This is a genomic window from Tamlana carrageenivorans (assembly GCF_002893765.1).
Classification (GTDB): domain Bacteria; phylum Bacteroidota; class Bacteroidia; order Flavobacteriales; family Flavobacteriaceae; genus Pseudotamlana; species Pseudotamlana carrageenivorans.
Window position 1 is genome coordinate 2,848,165 of sequence record NZ_CP025938.1, and the last position, 20,514, is coordinate 2,868,678.

At 36.1% G+C, this 20,514-nt stretch carries 15 protein-coding genes and 1 pseudogene; 5 read left to right on the forward strand and 11 right to left on the reverse strand.

What is annotated here, in order from left to right; translation table 11 throughout:
• Positions 1-43 precede the first annotated feature (43 nt).
• The gene (locus C1A40_RS12555) at positions 44-2,578 is read right to left on the reverse strand and encodes a glycoside hydrolase family 2 protein (protein WP_102996190.1); all 2,535 of its coding nucleotides are present in this window, start codon (positions 2,576-2,578) and stop codon (positions 44-46) included.
• Positions 2,579-2,685: 107 nt separating this feature from the next.
• Between C1A40_RS12555 and C1A40_RS12560 the strand changes: the two genes are divergently transcribed.
• The gene (locus C1A40_RS12560; protein WP_102996191.1) at positions 2,686-3,444 is read left to right on the forward strand and encodes an IclR family transcriptional regulator; all 759 of its coding nucleotides are present in this window, start codon (positions 2,686-2,688) and stop codon (positions 3,442-3,444) included.
• A gap of 3 nt (positions 3,445-3,447) precedes the next feature.
• On the opposite strand, the gene C1A40_RS12565 is transcribed toward C1A40_RS12560, so the two are convergent.
• From C1A40_RS12565 to C1A40_RS12590, 6 genes are all read right to left on the reverse strand, one after another.
• Positions 3,448-5,253, reverse strand: a complete 1,806-nt coding sequence (locus C1A40_RS12565) for a carbohydrate-binding protein (protein WP_102996192.1) — start codon at positions 5,251-5,253, stop codon at positions 3,448-3,450.
• 111 nt (positions 5,254-5,364) lie between these two features.
• Positions 5,365-6,165 carry an alpha/beta hydrolase gene (locus tag C1A40_RS12570; protein WP_102996193.1) on the reverse strand — a complete coding sequence of 267 codons (801 nt, stop codon included), beginning with the start codon at positions 6,163-6,165 and terminating at the stop codon, positions 5,365-5,367.
• A gap of 30 nt (positions 6,166-6,195) precedes the next feature.
• A complete protein-coding gene (locus tag C1A40_RS12575) occupies positions 6,196-7,311 on the reverse strand; it encodes a Zn-dependent alcohol dehydrogenase (protein ID WP_102996194.1) in 1,116 nt (371 codons plus the stop codon).
• 12 nt (positions 7,312-7,323) lie between these two features.
• A complete protein-coding gene (locus C1A40_RS12580; protein WP_102996195.1) occupies positions 7,324-8,568 on the reverse strand; it encodes an NAD(P)/FAD-dependent oxidoreductase in 1,245 nt (414 codons plus the stop codon).
• A 6-nt stretch (positions 8,569-8,574) separates the two neighbouring features.
• Entirely contained in the window at positions 8,575-8,883 is a 309-nt protein-coding gene (locus C1A40_RS12585; RefSeq protein ID WP_102996196.1) for a 2Fe-2S iron-sulfur cluster-binding protein, read from the reverse strand.
• A 15-nt stretch (positions 8,884-8,898) separates the two neighbouring features.
• On the reverse strand, positions 8,899-10,059 hold the full coding sequence (locus tag C1A40_RS12590) for a cytochrome P450 (protein ID WP_102996197.1): 1,161 nt from the start codon (positions 10,057-10,059) through the stop codon (positions 8,899-8,901).
• A 150-nt stretch (positions 10,060-10,209) separates the two neighbouring features.
• Here C1A40_RS12590 and C1A40_RS12595 point away from each other — a divergent pair, with 150 nt between their 5' ends.
• A complete protein-coding gene (locus C1A40_RS12595; protein WP_241910407.1) occupies positions 10,210-11,115 on the forward strand; it encodes an AraC family transcriptional regulator in 906 nt (301 codons plus the stop codon).
• Between the two features lie 327 nt (positions 11,116-11,442).
• Here the strand turns inward: C1A40_RS12595 and C1A40_RS12605 are convergent, their stop codons facing one another.
• The 3 genes from C1A40_RS12605 to C1A40_RS12615 all read right to left on the reverse strand — a co-directional run bounded on the left by C1A40_RS12605 (position 11,443) and on the right by C1A40_RS12615 (position 15,581).
• Positions 11,443-12,723 carry a nucleotide sugar dehydrogenase gene (locus C1A40_RS12605; protein WP_102996199.1) on the reverse strand — a complete coding sequence of 427 codons (1,281 nt, stop codon included), beginning with the start codon at positions 12,721-12,723 and terminating at the stop codon, positions 11,443-11,445.
• A gap of 284 nt (positions 12,724-13,007) precedes the next feature.
• Positions 13,008-13,991 (reverse strand): SDR family oxidoreductase, encoded by a 984-nt coding sequence (locus tag C1A40_RS12610; RefSeq protein WP_102996200.1) that lies wholly within the window; start codon positions 13,989-13,991, stop codon positions 13,008-13,010.
• A gap of 420 nt (positions 13,992-14,411) precedes the next feature.
• Complete coding sequence (locus tag C1A40_RS12615; RefSeq protein ID WP_102994761.1) at positions 14,412-15,581, reverse strand: IS4 family transposase; 1,170 nt, start codon at positions 15,579-15,581, stop codon at positions 14,412-14,414.
• 235 nt (positions 15,582-15,816) lie between these two features.
• Between C1A40_RS12615 and C1A40_RS12620 the strand changes: the two are divergent.
• Positions 15,817-16,208 (forward strand): annotated as a pseudogene (locus C1A40_RS12620) (DegT/DnrJ/EryC1/StrS family aminotransferase); the annotation flags it as partial.
• Between the two features lie 129 nt (positions 16,209-16,337).
• Here C1A40_RS12620 and C1A40_RS12625 read toward each other — a convergent pair.
• Positions 16,338-18,902: a T9SS type A sorting domain-containing protein gene (locus C1A40_RS12625; protein ID WP_102996201.1), complete on the reverse strand. Its 2,565-nt coding sequence runs from the start codon at positions 18,900-18,902 to the stop codon at positions 16,338-16,340.
• A 440-nt stretch (positions 18,903-19,342) separates the two neighbouring features.
• Here C1A40_RS12625 and C1A40_RS12630 point away from each other — a divergent pair, with 440 nt between their 5' ends.
• Both C1A40_RS12630 and C1A40_RS12635 read left to right on the forward strand, forming a co-directional pair.
• Positions 19,343-19,927, forward strand: coding sequence for a Crp/Fnr family transcriptional regulator (locus C1A40_RS12630; RefSeq protein WP_102996202.1), 585 nt, complete (start codon positions 19,343-19,345; stop codon positions 19,925-19,927).
• 131 nt (positions 19,928-20,058) lie between these two features.
• Entirely contained in the window at positions 20,059-20,499 is a 441-nt protein-coding gene (locus C1A40_RS12635) for a GlcG/HbpS family heme-binding protein (protein WP_199287781.1), read from the forward strand.
• The last annotated feature ends 15 nt before the right edge of the window (positions 20,500-20,514 follow it).

Here is a 20,514-nt window from a genome sequence, read left to right on the forward strand (position 1 = left end):
TTTTTAGATAGTCTCTGCAATTAGTAATAATAGTTAGTTGTTGTTAAAATCCTGATGCTCTTGGAGTTTGTGTTTGACTCTCGTAACGTTGGCCGTCTTCTCCTGTAAAATCTTTGAAGAAGTGGTAGTATGAACCATATCCGCCATTTTCATTTTCGTTTTTCAAACGTTCTTCTTTCCAAGCATTAAAATGTTTTGTGGCCTCTTTTTGATCGCCAATTAAGAAGAAATAATCGTTTTTAGAAATGACTTTTCCGCTTTTGTCGGTTAATTCTAGGTTTACAAAAAACTTAGATTTCACCGATTTTAAAACCTTTTCATTAATCGGGAAGAATGATTTCGCACTGTTTTCTTCAATCTTGTCAATGGAGAAGGTTTTGTTAGCAATCACTTTTCCAGAGTCGTCTTTCATTTCAAACTTCACCGTACAATCTTTGTATGATTTATAGTAATCATTAATCACCCAAATGTTTCCAACAAAAGGCTCCTTAGTATCCCAACGGCGTTTTTTAAATTCAAAATTTACTAAAAGCGGCTGATAAGCTTTTTGAACAAAGTAGTATGAGTTTTTAGGTTTTCTGTAATTATCAACAATAGCCCATTTCATATCTGGTCCGTAAGTAATATAATGACAAAGCGCAATACCACTTAAGCTTGGTTTATCACGACGGAAATGCTCAATACCGTTTTGGAAAATAATCCCTTGTGCATCTTGGGTTGCATTTACAAATTCTTCTAAAGAACCTTTCATTTCACTACCAAAAACATCCCAGTTTTGCATGCGTAAACGGGTTAAATCCGCCCAATGGTGTCCCCAACTTAAACCAGGAGTCCATAATTCTTCTTCAGGTATAAATTTCTTTAAACTTTCTACGGAAGGCACCGAGGTAATTGCAAATTCTGGAACAATAGGGTAGCCGTCTGCTTTGGTTTGGTACCAATCTTCGTGCAGCCATTTCCCCATATCGTAAAAGTAACGTAAGGCATGAACGGCTTCTTTAGGTTTGAAACCTGCTTGTTGCCCAACATGATCGGTCATTGGAGAATCTGGCACATACGGTAAATCGACATAAGCTTGAAGAGAATCGCCTAAACGCTCTAAGAATTCACGACCAAATTTTGGGTCACGGGTACGGAACATCATTTCTTCACCACCTTCCATCATAATTAACGACGGGTGGTTTCTACGTTCTACAACTACTTTAACCCCTTCGTTAAAAATTTCGGCTAGGTTTTTCTCGTCTGAAGGAATATTTCCAGTTCCTAAAGGAATCATATCTTGCCAAACGGTCATACCCATTTCATCACAGTATTGGTAAAATTCTGGAACTTCTGGAGGATGCCATCCGAAGATTCGAATATTGTTCATATTCATTTCTTTAGCCAAACGAATTAACTCTTTATAATCGCTTGTTTCGGTACGTCCTACAAAAATATTTGGAGGACCACCCCAACATGCCGAACGGATGAAGTGAAACTTACCGTTTATATAAGTAGATCTTGGGAAAGTAACATCGACATCTTTAACAAAACCAGGATTCCATTTTGAAGTCACTTCGCGAATACCAAAAGTAGTTTCATTAACATCCTGATTTAATTTACCATCTTTAACTGCAATTTTTGCTGTGTATAAGTTTTGGTCGCCTAAATCCCATGGCCACCATAATTTGGCTTCTTTTAAATGTATTTTCTGAATGACTTTATGAGTTCCCGGTTCAATGGTTTTCTTAAAGCTTACTTTTTGCTCTTTCATCTTAAAGTTTTTCCCGTTAAGGGCTGCTTCAAACGAAAATTCTTTAGCAACTTTATTGGTGTTTTCTACGGTGATTTCAAGATTTACATCCGCCGATCCATCTTTATTGATGGTATTGTTGGCATACACATCTTTAAAACGGATTTTTCCTGTACGTACTAATTTAACAGGGCGTACGATACCAATAGGGGTGATGTCTCTCCAATAATCACCAAACCAAGGTGTTTTTTTTCCGGCAACAAAAGCGTTTACTTGTGGGGGTGTGTCTAATTTAACCACGAGCATGTTTCGGCCTTTTAGGAAATCGTATTTATGGATGCGAAGAAAATCGGCAACATCGAAAGAAAATTTAGAAAACACCCCTTCATGTTTTCCTAAATAATGACCGTTTAGCCATACCTCGCAGGCATAATCTACGCCTTCAAAAACAAGGTCTACTAATTGGTTTTCTACATCTTCGGTAACGCTAAATTGTAAAGCGTACCACCATTCGTACTGTTGTACCCATTGGGCTTTTACGCTGTTTCTTCCAAAATGGGGGTCTTCAATAATGCCTGCTTTCCAAAGATCGGTGTATACATCGCCTGGTACTTTGGCGTTGTTCCATACTAAGGTTTCAATGTCTTCCGCAGGTAACTTATGCAGGCCTTTTTTAATGCCTTCTCCTGGCGCCATCATTTTAAATCGCCAGCGCATGCCGCTCAAATCAATAACTTGTTGGTTTGAGTCTTCAAGTGCAAGTGTGGTGTTGGGTTGTGCATACGATAATACTGTGCTTAATAGAAAAGAAAAGTACAGTAAAAGTTGTGAAAATTTAGTTATCATAGTTGTTATATTTATTCAAATGTAAATATAATATTTATATTTGAATAATTAAAATTGTGGTTATTGTTTCAAATACCATTATTTTTGGTTTCAAATAAAACAGCATTATGAGTAAATACGTAGCACCTGCATTAGATAAGGGTTTGGATATTTTAGAGTATCTATCTCAGATAAAAATTCCGCAATCTCAAATGGAAATCGCCCAAGGCTTAAATAAATCGCCAAATGAGTTATATCGTATGCTCGTGTGTTTAGAGCAGCGCGGCTACTTACTTAAAAGTGCTCAATCGGGTAAATACTCGTTGTCCTTAAAACTCTATCAGTTATCTCATAGGCACAGTCCTATTGATGGTTTATTAAAAGCTTCAAAACCTGTAATGGAAGAGCTTTCTAATAGTACCAAGCAATCTTGCCATTTAAGTATTATATATCATGGACAGCTTATGGTGGTTTCTCAAATGAAAAGTCCTGGGCCGGTATCGTTGTCCATTGAAGAAGGGAGTTTGTTTCCTTTAACAAAAACCGCTTCGGGTCGTGTATTATTAGCGCATCTAGAAGACGACAAGCTCAATGAATTATTGAATAACAATCAAGAGTTTATCAGTCTTTCTAAAAAGGAGCAAAAAGATTTTAAAGAACGCCTTCAATGTATAAATAAAGATAAGCACGAAATTTCGCAAAGCGATTTAACCATGGGCGTTACCGATATAGCCGTAGCCATCGGTAATCCGAATTCTAATATGTATTGTGCATTGGCCATTTCGTCCTTATCTTCTATTGATGAAAAAAATAGCATTGGAGAGCTTCTTATTGATAAATTGTTAGAAGCCTCACAGGCTATTCAAAATGAATCGGGTTTAGATTAATTTTTAATTATGCTTTACTACAATATGTTTTGTTATACTTCCATTTGCTGTGGCTAATCGTAAAAAATAGTTTCCTGGTTTTAAATTCGCTACAGAAATCGTACTGAATTCTGAATGCTTTTCCAGTACTTTCGCGCCAAGTACATTGTAAACTTCAATATGGTTTATTAGTACTTTACTTTTTATATTAATGATTTGACTTGCCGGATTTGGGTAGATAGCAACATCTTCCTGAGTGATCTCTGGTGTTGATAAGCTGTTTTCCAGGGAAAACACAATTTTATCTAAATTCCATTGCCATGCGTTGGTACCTGAGGCTACAATTTTAACATTGTGTGTTCCTGCAGGCAAGATAATAGTACTTCCAGCAGTAAGCGCCTGGTAGCTATCCCAACTTCCGTTATTTGGAACGGCATCATCACTAACCAAAACGCCATCTAAGTAAATTGCTATTTTAGTATCGTCTAAAGGCGTTGAAATTTGATACGTAATATGGTATTCACCAGCTAAATCATTTGGTACATTTAAGGAGTATTCTGCTTCATCGCCTTCATTAACATAATTGATGCCTACAGAACTTTTATTTACACCGTATGGCACGTAACCGTCATTATATGTTCCATCTGTATTGATGAAATCTTCTGCTTCGATAATTAAAGAGCTCGTTCCATTATTGTCTAAAACAGGTTTATAAGCACGAATCCAATCTACTTTTAAGGTGTTTTTTGAAGGGTCATTCAATAGCGCATCACTTGGTGTTCGACCAGCATCCACATGCCAGTTTTGCGATTCTACGTTAACAATAACGTCTAAAGGTTTGGTGAAGCCATTACCATTTTGAAAATTGTAGGGATCTATAACACTTACTGAAGATGTGTTACTTGCAGCTTTTAAGGTATCAAAACTGTAATTGCTGCTTGTCGAATATGCATTTTCTGTTTGATAACCATCGGAATCAAAATCTAAAACACCATTGGTCATACTTGGATAGGTATAAAACCATGTGTTTCCGTTTTTAGTTGCCGATGCTTTGTCGTAAAGCACGCGAACCAATTCGCCATCAATATAGTATTCAAAATGTTTTGGCCCAATCCAATTGACACCAATTTGAACATATTTTCTATTGCCGTTGTTCCAGCAATAATCACCCCAAGAGGTTGTGATGTCCGATCTGGTCCACCAACTATTATGTCCGCGTGGTTGATAATCTTGAAACGGATTTCTAACAAACGAGTGGTGAGATAAATGAATGTCTTTTGCGAAAAAAGCATTTCCGCTATCGGCCCCACCGTAGCATTCAATAATATCAATTTCTTGTGTGTCATCTGCACTTAAAAGCCAAACATCGGAAGCTAAAGCAATATTGGCCACGCTAATACTAGCTTCAACAAAAACGGGATATAAAACAGTTTGGTTAGACGTGATACAGCCTGCACTAATACCATCATTGGGTTTGTTCATTTTATTAGGGTACTGCGAAATCGGTTGATCTTCATTCGACCTGTCCCATCGTGAAGCATGGATTACTAAATCACTACCATCTACTGCGACGTGATTGTATTTCCAATAGGTAGTTCCTGGGCCATCCCAAGCATTATGGTAAAAATTGTACCATTTGTTGTTGCCAAAATTAGATTTGGTAGTTGCGGCGTTAAAGGAATAATTAAAATCATCAGAGACATTATCTTGCAATTGCCAGACGTGATTTGCACCTGGATTAGGCGCAATAGGCACGTTGTTCCAGTCTTGCGCTTCAGCACCTAAAATGCATAAAAATAAGGCCCATAAAGTAAGTCGGTTTCTTGTCATAGTTGGGTTTCATATATGTTTCGATAATATTACTGAAAACAAGTCTTATTTGAATAAAACTAGACTAGACACGAACTAAACAACCCAGTGAAAACCTACTATTTTAGAGGTTTATGTCAAGTTGCTGAAAAACAATAAGGATTTTTTTACATGCTCTTGCCAGTAGGACCATTCATGAGCACCTTCAAACTCTTGGTAATTATGAGGGATGTTTTCTGAAATTAATTTCTGATGAAGATCACGGTTGTATTCCATTAGTAAATCGTCTTTTCCGCAATCAAATCGAACTGGTGGTAAATGTTTTTTGTTTGTAAGCATGGTTTGAAACACATCTTCATTATGGCGATTTTCTTGCTTGTAGTTTGCTTCGTCTTCTTCCACAAACAAATGCATCTGATTGGTATTGGTGATTGAAGAATGTGCTGAAATTCCTTGATACTTTTTATAGTATTTAGCGCCTAATCGTAAGGCACCAAACCCACCCATGGATAAACCGGAGATAAATAGGGGCGAGGCTTCACTGGTGCAAGCAATATTTTCAGTAATGGCCGCAATAACATCATCTACAATCCAAGCTTCGTAGTTCGCTTGGTTATGTGGTAAATAGGCCGAACCATCGCCCCATAAACCATCGGAAGGCATGGCAATGACCATAGGTTTAATGACTCCTGCTTCCATCAATTTTAAAGCGGTAAAATGTACTCCGGCTTTGTGCGCCCAAATCCAGGCACTACCATAAACACCATGTAACAGTGTTACAATAGGTAGGTTTTCAAGGTTTTTAAATGGCGGAACAAATACGCAAATATCGCCGCGACCATTTAAATTCTTGGTTTTAACCGTAATGAATCTTAAGTTATTGCTTTCAAATTCAGGATTTGAAATTTCGGTGGTTTTAAAAATTGATGCCATGCCTTTCAGTTATTTTTAATGCGGTTTCTTTTATTCAAAAACGATGACGCCTTTAGCGTTTCTTCCGGCAAGCATATCGTCAAAAGCTTGTTGCAAGTTTTCTAGCGGATACGTTCTTGTAATCATTTCATCTAAAAGTAAATCACCTTTATCATAAAGCGATACGAGTTTTGGAAAATCAATATCTGGACGGCATTTTCCGTAAAGCGGATTGATATAAATTTTATCCCATTCGAATAAATTCATATCGATGGTGATTTCTTCTTCAATCCCACTCACTTGAACCGCTGTTCCGGCATTTCTAATCATAGCAAGTGGTGCAGCACCTAAGGCAGGAACGGCAGTACATTCAAAGGCATAATCGGCACCGCGACCATCGGTTAAACTTTTAACGGTTTGGGCAGCTTTTTGTAATCCAATATCGGCTTTATCGGCTAAAATGGTGTGTGTTGCACCAAATTGTTTCGCCATTTCTAAACGCTCTTGGTTGATATCGATAGCAATAATTTTAGCTGCTCCCGAAACCTTGGCGCCTTGAATAACATTCAGTCCAACGCCACCTGTGCCTAATACAACGGCAGAACTACCAGCACTTAATTTAGCCGAATTGACTACCGAGCCATAACCCGTCATCACCCCACAACTAATAATACTTGCTGAAGGCATAGGCATGTCACTATTAAGTTTTACACATGCTGAAGCTTTTACTAGTGTATATTCTGCTAAAGTTCCTATGTTGAAGGAGCGCTCGATGGGTTTGTTGTTCCAAAGCGAGCCTTCTAAATGGGCATGTCCTGGGGTGTAGCCGTTTCCGCCAGCTGTTACGGGTGAATTGTTTTCGCAAATATGCTGGTTGCCTTCTTGGCATTGGAAGCATTTCATGCATGGTGTTGCCCAGTTTAAAATGACTTTATCGCCCACTTTAAAATTGGTTATTCCGCTGCCTATTTGGTGAACGACACCGGCACCTTCGTGTCCTAAAATAATGGGCTTACCCCAGTTTAGGGAGTCGTGGTCGGTATGACATAATCCTGCTGCTTGGATTTTAACAATAATTTCGTCGGCTTGTGGTTCGGCAATGGTAATGTGGTCTATAATAAATTTTCCATCGGCGGTAGCAATGGCCGATTTAGCTTGTAATGGCATGAGTAATGGTTTTTAAATAAAACTGTTTGGTTTAAATGGAATGCTGGTATCAGCAAGTTTAATCTTGTCTATTTTTTGTTTGGCTTTTATAAATCGCGTGCCGAGCATGTATGCTTTTGCGAAATTTACGGCATCAACAGCAAGGAGTTCGTCATCTTTAAAATACCACATTGAAAAACTGTTTTCGGTTTCTTCATTTCGAATGACCAAATTGTTGTAGCCTGTTGATAGTCCGACGATTTGTAATTTGATATCGAATTGATCGGACCAAAACCATGGGATGCTATCATAAACAACTTCCGTTTGACCGCAAATGGCCTTGGCAGCTACTTTAGCTTGATCTATGGCATTTTGCACCGATTCTAATCGGATGTTGGTTTGGTAATGCATATTGTAATGAAAAGTGCAATCGCCAATCGCATAAATATCTGGATTACTAGTTTGACAAGAGGCCGACACTTTAATGCCGTTTTCAAGGATTAAATTGGCACTTTGAGCCAATTCGGTATTGACTGAAATACCTACGCCAACAACAATAACATCGGCTTCGTACTGTGAGTTATCGCTGCAATGCACTAAATTTCCTTCTGATAAAGGTGTTATTTTAGTAACCGTTTTGTTTGTTAGGATATTTACACCGTTTTGTTCGTGAAGTTTTGTGAAAAATGCTGACATCTCGGTAGTAGTAACACGAGCCAAAACCCGTGATTCACGTTCTAGAACGCTAACTTCAGCACCGAGTTTTTTTAATGAAGCTGCTGTTTCCAGCCCAATATAGCCGCCTCCAATGATTAGCACACGTTTTTTAGGAGCCGCATTAAAAGCTTGTCTGATGTTATTCGCATCTGCGGCGGTTCGCATCGGGAAAACATTTTTTGCCGTGGCAATGCCTTCTATTGGTGGTATAAACGGACGAGCACCCGTGGCCAAAACAAGTTTATTGTAGTGTTGTTCGCTCCCGTCACTAAGAGTAATTATTTGTTTTTCAGCATGAATAGATAGTACTGAAACCCCAAGTTTTAATTGGATGTTATCCTCGATATAGTTTTCCTTCGGAAAAAGTAAACTGTGTTCGGTTCCTGCTTCACTAGTTAAATAGGCTTTAGAAAGCGGTGGCCTGTGGTAAGGGAATTCGGGGTCTTTATCGTAAATAATGATAGCACCTTCCCAACCTTCCTTCCGCAGAGAAAAAGCACAGTTTATACCAGCATGACTGGCACCTATAATAACACAGGTTTGGTCTGTTGTAGCTTGCATGGCTTGTTATTTTGCGACTTTAAGAATCAATCCGTCAGGTACTTGGCTTACTTTCAACTGGCATGATAATCGGCTGTAATCGCTCACATTGTCATCAAATTCTAACATGTCGCTTTCCAACTCGCTAGGGCCTCCAACGGCATTCCAGAATTCTTGGTTTACATGAACGTGGCAAGTGGCACAAGAGCAAACACCTCCACAGTCGCCATCAATGCCTTTTACTTTGTTTTTTACAGCCAATTCCATGAGACTTCCAAAGTTGGCTTGGGTTTCAATAATGTCGTTATCGCTGGTAATAAATGTTATGGTTTTCATTGTATATGGGTTCGTTTATAGTTTATGAAAGGCAACTTGTAGGCTATCGAAACCTACTTTACGATTAAACTCGTCTAAATCTTCAATATTTTCTTTTGCCGCAGTAATTTGCATGCAACCTACTTTTTGAGTGAGAGTATTTAATAAAATACGTAAAATTTGACGAGCATGTGTGGCTCCTAAGCAATTGTGTGTGCCGAAACCGAAAGCGACATGCGGATTCACTTTACGGTCTAATACTACTTCGTTAGGATTCTCGAATACGCGTTCGTCTCGGTTGGCAGAAGCCCAACACATGGAAATACGGCTTTGTGCTTTTACGGCATGCTCGCACACTTGCGTGTCTTCTGCAACCACACGTCCCATTTGTGTTAACGGAGAGTAGTAACGCAGCAATTCTTCAATGGCCGAGTTAAGATGCTCTGGTTGGTCACGTAATTGTTGCAATGCCTGAGGGTTATCGGCAAAATAAGCTATGGTATTGGTTATAGCATTAATAACCGTATCTCTTCCACCGGCGAAGGTTAAAATGAGTACGCCTTTAACTTCTTCTTTAGTTAATGTTTTACCATCTATTTCGGAAGCTAATAATTTTGAATATAAATCATCTCCAGGATTGGCGATGGCCTTGTCGATTTGTGCATCAATATAGTCATATAAAACATTCGCTTTATCGCCATCTAAAGCCGTGTCTTCGCTTCTAAATACGTGCGTTCCCCATGAGATCCAAAGTTCCGATTCTTCAAATGGAATATTGAGTAATAGGGTTAATGCGCGTGACTGTAATTTAAGAGCAAATTCTGAAACCACTTCCATACTGCCTTTTGTAAGGGCTTCATCTACAATGATATTGATAATATCCGTTAGTTTTTCTTGGTATGCTTCTTCTAACGGACGCTTAAACCAAGGTTCAACAAGATCTCGATAGCTTTTGTGTTGTGGAGGATCGACTTCAAACGGAATTTGGCGCGTATCACGAATATGCACCTCCGAGGGTACTACAATTCTGCCTATTTCGTCGCCTCCCGATTGAAAAGTTTTCCAATTGTGGGCACATTTTCTAACGTCTTTATGACCCAGAATCATGGTTACAGGGTCGTTCTGATCGTTCATAGTTCCAAAACCTTTAGTTTCTCTGGCTTCTTTAAACGGATCGTCTATTTTGCTTTTTTTCATGGTTTAATACTTTCATTCAAACGTTGTGGTTGTGGCAAAATTGAATAAATAAGAGAAACAGTGATTAATCAGAATTAGCTATTTAAGTACTTATTTTGACTTATTAAATTGTAAAAAGTATAAAAAAACTTCAAATAAGGTATGTAAATCATGTTTTTGTCCTTTGAGTTGATTAATTTTGAGGCTATAAAAGTCAGTCATTTGAAAGCGCAGTTTGAAAAAATACCTAAGCTTCAGAATACATCGGTACACGCCTTTGTTTATGAAGGCGATACTTTTGACGCACCGTGGCATTTTCATCCAGAATTTGAGCTTACATTTATTGAAAAAGGGGAGGGGATCCGTTATGTTGCCAATAGCGTAGAACCCTTTATCCCTGGCGACATGGTGCTATTAGGTCGAAATTTACCGCATTGCTGGAAGGAGAGATTGGTAAGTGAAACGGGGGTTAAATCGCTCGTGTTTCAATGGGATGACAGCTTGTTAGGTGAAAATTGGATAGAGAAAAAAGAGTTTTACAATATTAAAGAATTACTGATAAAATCGGCTCGTGGCATAAAATTTAGTCCCTTATTAAGCTCTAAATTTCACAGTGATTTAAATCGTATTATAGGTTTACCGCCTTTTGAAAAACTCATGGCTTTTGTAGAAGTGCTTCAGAAACTGGCCTTAACAACAGAATACCAACTATTAGGCAATGAGCATTATATTAGTGATTTAAATACGAAAACCAATGCGCGAATAGACAAGGTGTATAATTATATTCACACCCATTACAGTAAAAAAATTATGCTGCAAGATGTGGCCCATTTGGTGTCTATGGGGGAGGAGGCTTTTTGTCGATTTTTTAAAAAATCGCTAAACAAATCGTTATTCGCTTTTATTAATGAGTACCGGGTTACCATGGTGTGTAAGCAGCTAATTGAATCCAATAAGCAAGTCAAACAAATTGCTTATAACTGTGGATTTGAAAGTTTACCGTTTTTCTATAAGCAGTTTCAGAAGTATAAAGGGTGTTCACCGTTAGCCTTTAGAAAAGTGTACCGAAAAATATAGACGGCGTGCTTTGATCGTCAATCTTTTAATGACCGTAATTCAAAAGAAATTAAAGCGAAAGTGGGCTTTTTCAAATTTGGTCAGCTTTTGTAAAATCCACCTTTTCAATTATATCAACCTGAGGAGATTTTTGGAAAACCCTGAAAAAGATTGGATTATCGAAAGAAACCAAACGGAGCAATTGACTCTGTTTTGATAGCCTATTTTTCAAAAACTGAAAGATAAAAAATGTAAGTTGTTAAAAATCAATAACATAAAACCTTAATAAAAACATTTTTAATTTTTATCGGACGCTAATGATAATAAATAATGTTTTTAATAAAGATTTTATAATCTGCCATCAACCTTATCCTTCAGAATCCCTTTTACGTCGTAAAGTACCCCGTTAGTATTTATTAAAGACCTTAAGTCTTGATTTAGAAATTCATTATGCGCTACGGTTAAAACAACAGCATCAAATTTTTGATTTGGTAATTCCTTTGTTGTTTTGAGTTGATATTCATGATAAACTTCTTCTGGATTTGCCCATGGATCGTATATGGTAATTTCTGTTCCGTAACTTTTTAATTGTTTGATGACATCTACAACACGGGTATTTCTAACATCCGGACAGTTTTCTTTGAATGTAATTCCTAAAATTAAAATCTTTGAATTTTTGATTCTGATATCGTTTTGAACCATAAGTTTTACAATTTCAGAAGCAACATATTGTCCCATGCTGTCATTAAGTCGGCGTCCTGCTAAAATAATTTCTGGATGATATCCAACCTCCTGTGCTTTTTGAGCTAAATAATAAGGATCTACTCCAATGCAGTGTCCGCCAACTAATCCAGGTTTAAAGGGTAAAAAATTCCATTTAGTTCCAGCAGCTTCCAAAACCGCATGTGTATCAATATTCATTAAATTAAATATTTTAGCTAATTCGTTAACAAACGCGATATTAATATCTCGCTGTGAATTTTCGATTACTTTAGCTGCCTCGGCCACTTTAATGGTGGGGGCTAGGTGTGTACCGGCAGTGATCACACTTGCGTATAAGTCGTTTACTTTTTTGCCTATTTCGGGTGTGGAGCCGGCAGTAACCTTTAAAATTTTATCTACAGTATGTAATTTATCGCCAGGATTAATACGTTCGGGTGAGTAACCAGCAAAGAAGTCTTTGTTAAATTTTAATCCACTCACTTTTTCGAGAACAGGTACGCATTCATCTTCTGTAACTCCTGGGTATACAGTAGATTCATAAATGACGATATCCCCTTGACTTATTACTTGTCCAACTGTTTCACTCGATTTGTAAAGTGGGGTTAGGTCTGGCCTGTTATTTTTATCTATTGGTGTAGGGACCGTTATAATGTAATAATTGCAAGATTTTAGATCATTAATATCTGCTGAAAAATATAATCCATTTTCATCATTAAAATCTGATTTTAAAACAGATTTCAAGGTTTGTGAATCTACTTCGAGGGTGAAATCATTTCCTTCAGATAACTCTTCAATACGTTTTTGGTTGATATCAAAACCAATAACATCATATTTAGTTGCGAATAATCTGGCTAGAGGTAGCCCCACATAACCTAATCCTATAATTGCAATTTTATTTTTACTCATAATTTATTTTCCTATTAAATACTATTCTAAATCTATTTTACTATCAGATTTGTTGAACATATTTATTCCTTCTATAATAAAAGAAGGTTTTTTATTCGTTCTTATATTTTGTTTGCATGCTTTGTATACATGCTATTCATTTTTTCTTTTAAAACTTTTGACTCGAAAACACCAATTTCATCTAAGGTCTTTTTAAAAGCATGAGATTTAGTTATTATTAAGTCTAAGACAACCTTGGTTAGCCCTCCAACACACTCTGCACCAAACCAACTTCTCACGTGTCATTACAGATTTTTCCAATACCAATTTACGGCTTCCTTAATGCCTTTGTCAATATCGTATTGGGGATTATAGTTTAATAGTTTTTTAGCCTTTTCTATAGAAGCTAAGGAATGAGGAATGTCACCAACTCTGTTTTCTCGATGTTTTATTTCAATATTAGCAATAGATTTATCGAACTCTGATAAATACTTTTTAAGTAATGTAGCCAACTCTAAAAGGGTAGTGCGCTCTCCAAATGCAACATTATAAACGTTGTTTAAAGCTTCTTGGTTTGTGGTGGTTATGGCTAGTAAATTCATTTGAACCACATTATCAATAAAGGTGAAATCTCTTGAGTAAGTTCCATCGCCATTAATTATTGGCGATTCTTTATTAATAAATTGTTTTACAAATAAAGGAATAACAGCAGCGTAAGCTCCATTTGGATCTTGTCTTTTTCCGAATACATTAAAATATCGAAGTCCTACAGTGTCAAACCCATAGTTTTTTTGAAAAATATCGGCGTATAGCTCATTTACATATTTGGTAATGGCATATGGTGATAAAGGTTTTCCAATAACATCTTCAACCTTTGGTAAAGCCTCATGATCCCCATAAGTTGACGAGCTTGCAGCATATATAAAGCGTTTTACTTTAGCATCACGAGCTGCTACCAACATGTTTAAAAAACCAGAAACGTTAACATCATTAGTTGTAATAGGGTCATTAATAGATCTGGGAACCGAGCCTAATGCTGCTTGATGTAAAACGAAATCTACGTTTTCACATGCTTTATGGCAGTCATCAATATTTCTAATATCACCTTGAATGAATTTGAAATTTGGATCATCTAAAAAAGGCGTGATATTTTCTCTTTTTCCTGTAGAAAAATTATCTAGGCAAATGGTATTTATCTGATTAGTAAGCAGTGTTTCACATAAGTTAGATCCTATAAATCCAGCGCCACCTGTTACTAAGACAGTCTTGTTCTGTAGATTATCAAACATTAATTTGGGTTTTTCTATTAACTCGAACAAATATGGAAAAAAATAATTTACTACAAGATAATATTATACTAAGTAGTAGTTTTTAACGATAAAATGATTATTCCATTGATGAACCTATTTTTATCGGTAAAAGATGCATTAAAACCTGTCGTTTAGAAGTAATAGCTATTATACAAATTACAAATGCTTTAACACCTTTTTTTATAGATGTTTAAGGTTTGTAATTGTAATTTATTAAAATGTCATTAATATTTGCCAAGTACGATTAACACTTTTGGGTGGTATGAGGTATCATTTCTTAAATATTTTTGTGCTAAGCTTATAATAATGTATACCGTAAAACCAATCCTGTCCTAAACATTTTTGATCTAATCAAAAGTCAACGATTTTACTGGTAATTAGCCATGTTTTTTATCTTTTTCAAAAAAGAACCCCTTGTGTATAATTTTGTTTGGGGGGAGGCTGCTCGTTAAAAGGGCTATCAATCCATTTTTGCAAATCCACTTTGACAAAAAGGTTAAGTCTTATAAAAGCTACTAAATTGGACAAGTACCAATTATATTTTGGATTTGCTTTTAAGGCTTTTAGGATGAGTATAGTAATAAGAGCCGTCCATATTTGTATCATTACGGCATTTTCAGAAGTTCCTATAAACGATTTAATATGTAGCTGTTGTTTGATGTCTCTAAAGAATATCTCAATATCCCATCTAGCTTTGTAGAGTTGGCTAATTGTGTTTGCTGTCCAAGACATTTGGTTGGTAATAAGTTCTATTTCCTGGTTATTTTTATCGTCCCATACAGCTATTCTACGTAGCTTCTTTGGGTATTTTGTTTTTGATTTAGCCCCTGTTAGCTCAATGATTTCATCTTTTAAAACATGATGATGTCTATTTTCTGGCAATTCTTTTTCTTTAATACTCTTAAATTGGATGTTTTCTTTGTGCCTAATTACAAAAAACACTTGGTTGCTGTCCCAAACGTTAAGTAACGAAAAATCATTATAAAATCGATCTGCGACAATAACCGAACGGCTAATCAAAGGAATATCGTAAGCTCCTTTATTATCTGCTGTTTTACCATCGCTAATATTTACATAGTGCGGTAAATTACCATCATAATCAAGCAAGGTGTGCATTTTTACAGCTCCTTTGTGGGTTTTGTATTTTGCCCAATCAAAGAGACTTAAACATAGGCTTATCGTTGTAGAATCTAATAGAAATATCTTGGATTTAATTTTGAATTTAACACGTTTTAAGTGAGGGTGCTGTCCAAAACTTTTTAAAAGAACATAGTAGTAATCTCGATAAAGCGTCCAGTCTCGATGTTTGTTTTGATAGCTTATCGTTGATTTAGAAGGTGCTTTCTGTATGCCTAAATGATTAAGGTTTCCTGTGGCAGAGCGAAGTCCATTACTTATATCTCGGACGGATTGACTTTTTGCAAATTGACAAAACAACATGGAGACTAAATGTGTCCAACTATTAAATCCTTTTTGATGTTTATCTGTTCCCTTGGCTTTTACAAGTTTAGAAAAACTAGAACGGTCTAATTTGGAGATTATCTGAGAGAACAATGTTATATTTGTCATGGAGAAAGGTTGTTTTTTGTTGTGCAACTCAAAAATAATATTTTGAGATACAAAATCCCTTTCTCTTTTTAAGCGTTTTGGACGCTATTGATCGGACAACAATAATTTTATATTAAAAGAGGGATTCCATCACAATTTTTTTAATAATCTAATTTCATAGATAATATATTATACTATGACTATTATTTTATGTTGAAAAATGAATGAAAATTAATTATTGAATATAAAGTTATTGATGTTAACAAAGACTAAAATATATTTGTCGTCACCACACATGGGAGGCTCGGAGCAAAAGTTTGTTGCTGAAGCATTCGATACCAATTGGATTGCACCTCTAGGTCCAAATGTAGATGGGTTTGAGGATGATATAAAAACTACTTGGGGAACTCTAAAGAAGTAGCGGTTTTAAGCTCGGGAACAGCTTCAATCCACTTAGCCCTTGAGTTATTAAATGTCTCTACTGGAGATGAGGTGTTATGTCAAAGTTTTACGTTTTCTGCTTCTGCCAATCCTATACTCTATTTAGGCGCTACTCCTGTTTTTATTAATAGCGAAACAGATTCATGGAATATGTGTCCAGAACTTTTAGAAATTGCTATTCAAGATAGAATTCAAAAAAATAAAAAAGACACTATCCCATAAAATGTGTAAACACACTTTATGGGATAGTGTCTGACGACTGTTATAACTTTTTAGACAGCCGCTTGTTTTGAAATAATTACAAATGGACACCCATCTTTTGGGAGTTCAAGATCATTAGTTTTTAATCAGTTTAGCAACACCGCCAGTATTTGTTTTCACAAAATATATCCCTGCTTCTAAATCAGAAATATCCATGTCTTTTAGGTTTGTGAATTTTTTAACTTCAACCCCAGAAATGGTGTAAATTTTAACTTCTGTTGTGTTATGTATGGCCGAAAGGTTAAAAATACCTTTCGTTGGGTTTGGGTAAATTTTCACTTGCTTTAGTTTCCCGTTGCCTTTTACGCTTGCTGTTGGTGGTGTGCGAATATCTCGATTAAAATTGAAGATCTGCATCGTTACACTACTTATATGTCCTCCTGCATCTGGATAAGTTACCTCAATCGTGTTATTAGCTTGAATCAAGTTAAATGGAACTGGAATTTCCAATACACCAAAAAAGCGTTCTCTTTGGGCTTGGTCGTATCCTCTCCAATCAGAAGGAATCGTAATTGCTATATTATTAACTGTAATTGAAGAAGGATAAACAAGTTTGCTGTGCGGTCTACCAACACCTAATCGTAAAACGGCTTCTCCATAAGTGTTTTTTGATACACCGTTAACTTGAAAAGTTTCAGTTTGATTAGCAACAATTGGTTTTAAATAATCCGTAGCATAGTATTTCGTTTCTGTATTCGAGTCGTTAAGGGTTATCGCATTGGCAAAAGTAACCTCTAAAATCATAGTGCCTTCAGCTCCTACAGTTACTGTTGAAGTTGTGGTTGGAATGGATTCCACTAATAAAACAGGTGTTACGTTATCTAAATAAAAGTGTTTTGTGTTAATGGTGTTTATTGTACCAAACTGCGTATCAATAAATTTTAAATCCACATCTTTTGAAACAAATTCTAAATTATTAAGAATAATATAAGCTTTGTTTCCATCAACATAGGCATCTACCTGAATATCTAAATCATCCGAAGTGGTATCTACTCTTGTACCTTTTACATCACTCCATAATTGGTAAAATTTAATCATATCAGAATACACCCAATTCCCAGTATATCCATAACCAGGAACAAAAGTAGCAGGTTCATTCTCTTGCCTCATTAACCTGTTGTTATAAGGGTTTCCTTGTGGTGTGCTTCCCCATTGTGCTTTTAAAACTAAAAACGGCAGTGCTTTAGCAATAATATTAGGGCGCTCCATCATAGACATGAGTTGCGCGTTGGCACTCTTCACCCAAAGCCAATCTCGGTAAGGAGACCAATCTTGGTTTCTTTGACCATTCATAACACCGCCCATTTCAGATACTATAATAGGTTTTACATTATTAAATAACATGGTGCTGTATTGTTCCATCATATCAAAAGTAGCCTCAATATTACTACCACTTCTTAAATCAATTTTGCCATCTGGTTTCGAAGCAATATCGTATAGGTGAATTGAAAAGAAATCCATGTTAGCTCCGGCTACATCCATAAACAGTTTCCATCGTTTATGCCAACGTTGAAAATCTCCTTTTTCGAAATTAGGGAAAGCCGTTGTATAGCCACCAACCAAAGCGTTGGGCGTTTGTGCTTTAATGGCAGCAGCAACCTCATTATGAAAATCGGCTATATCTTGAATGTCATTGGTAAAGTTTCCCGGACCACCGTACCTTTCATAAGCGGGCTCATTAATAACCTCGACCCAACTAGGCGCGGGCTCTCCGTTGCCACTATGAAACTCATTAATATAGCGCCCCATATACTCACCTGTTGCGGTTCCATTTGCCAAGAACCAGCCTTTCCCTGTGGCAACCTGATCATCTCCCGTCCAAAACGGATTTAATTGCCCAGCAAGAATGAGTTCGTTTCTACTTTCATAAGGATGTATAGCTGTTTTTGAAGCATAAGAATTTCTTGCATTCAATCCTCTAGAAGCTATACTATTAGAGCCCGTAGGTTTAGCAAATCCTGATCTGGCTGGATCTTCATTCACTTGATTTAAATTAAAGGTAATACCCCCAGTATCTCTACCCAAATACACATCTAAACCATTTAAAAGATCATCGCGTAAGTCAATCGGGTTGCCATTAGCATCAACGTTGTTACCGTCCCATTCAGCTTCCCCTTGGTTAGCATGAATACCAATATATTTAGATCGTTCGAAGGTTTCTTTTCCGCCTACGATATGCTTAGCATTTAAAGTAACGTTTACCTTCGTGTTAACCTTGTTTTCGGTGGTTATATTAACATTTCTACTGTCATTTGCGCCTCCATTACTTACGGTCCACATAAACATATGTAAGAAGTAATAGTTTCCTGCAGGTAATGTAGTTGGCGCATTTGCGGCTATGGTATATGTTGTAGAAAATGTATCTGAGTTTGGTTGTTGCCCAGCACCTTCATTTCGTACATAATCACTACCATAACTATTTACAATGGCATTTGCAGCATTTTTTTCTTGTAATATCACCTGTATATAACTAAAGTCACCTGGGGTGCTATAGGATAAGGTCATATTAATAACTTGCCCAGGGTAAAAGTTTTGTGAGCCCTTAGGACCATAATCTGATGAATTGCCCCAAGAAAATGTATTTTGTCCATAACTAAATACAGTAAATAATAATAAAGCTAATAGTTTAATTTTTTTCATAGGTTTTTATAAAGTTGTTTAACGGGTTTAAAAAGATTTATTAGTTGTGGGAGTTTTTAAATACAGAATCACTTATAAAAGTTTTATTTATATACTAAAAAAGTGAAATTACCCTTTTTCACTCCTAAGCCGTGAATTACCTACTCGATTTAAACTTGACATGCCTAATATTTGTTGAGGCTTGATATTGTTTTACGCCGTAGAAACGACATTCTTAAGATTTAAGAAAATATAGAGTAGGGTGACTTAATTTAAGTTTTCAAGCTGTAAACACAAATGAATATTGAGAAACTTCAATCGTGTAAAGTTTAAATCTAGTCGGTTTTGAGAGTGGGTTACGTTTTATTAAATACATTATCATTATAAAAAAAACTCAAACAGATACCGATAAATTTAGTGTATCATGCGGCTGAAACTTTCAAAAAGGGGTAAATTATGATATGGTAAACGATGTATTAATTCAAAATATTGAAAAAAGCATACAACTTTCTAAGCTTGAATTAGAGCAATTGTTCAGCTATTTTAAACCCAAGGTGATTCAGAAAAAAGAGTTTTTATTAACTCAGGGTAGTGTTTGTAAATTTGAAGGTTTTGTATTAGAAGGTTGTTTTAGAGTTTTTGTATTAGACAATAAAGGCAATGAAAACACATTGTATTTTGCGGTTAAAGACTGGTGGCTCATGGATATAGATAGTTTTATGAATCAAAAACCATCGGACTTAAATATTCAGGCTTTAGAGGATAGTAGGGTGCTTTTAATCGACAGAAAGGATAAATTGGCACTTTATGATTCAGTTCCTGCAGTAGAAAAACTTTTTAGAATAATGTCTCAAAAAGCATTAGTAGCTTGGCAACGCAGGTTGATTAGAAATCATAGCCTTACGGCGGAAGAACGCTATTTTCATTTTATACAAACCTATCCAGAGATAGCATCTAAACTTACCGACAGACAAATTTCTAGTTATTTAGGGATTACTCATGAGTTTCTGAGTAAAATCAAAAAGAAACACTTTAAAAATCAATAAAATTTTGAAGTGTTGAACTTGTTCTATTTTTTTGTCATTTTCATTTAAGAGTTTTGTCCTCATAAATCATAATCTAGATGAAAAGCATAATAACACCATTAAAACTTAAAATCATTTTCGTTTTCCTATTTATGTTGAATATGGGGCACATTGGAGCTCAATCAAATTACAATGTTACACATGATGAAGCTCTAAAAATTCTTTTGGAAGCAAAAAAGAATGCTGAACAATCTCATGTTTTAGTAAATATTGCCGTAGTAGATGCTGGTGCTAACTTAAAAGCTTTTATAAGAATGGATGAGTCTTTTTTAGGAAGCATAGATGTCGCCATTAAAAAAGCAAAAACTGCTCGTTATTTTAATATCGATACAGGTAAATTAGGTGAACTAACTCAGCCTGGAGGTATTATTTATAATATAGAATTAACCAATAATGGACTCGTATCCTTCCCTGGAGGCATTCCTATAAAAAATAAAGAAGGCAAAATTATTGGTGCCATTGGTGTAAGTGGTGGTACTATAGATCAAGACCGAGCCATAGCCATTGCTGGGGTAAAAGCCATTATAGATTAATTAAACTTGAAAAGG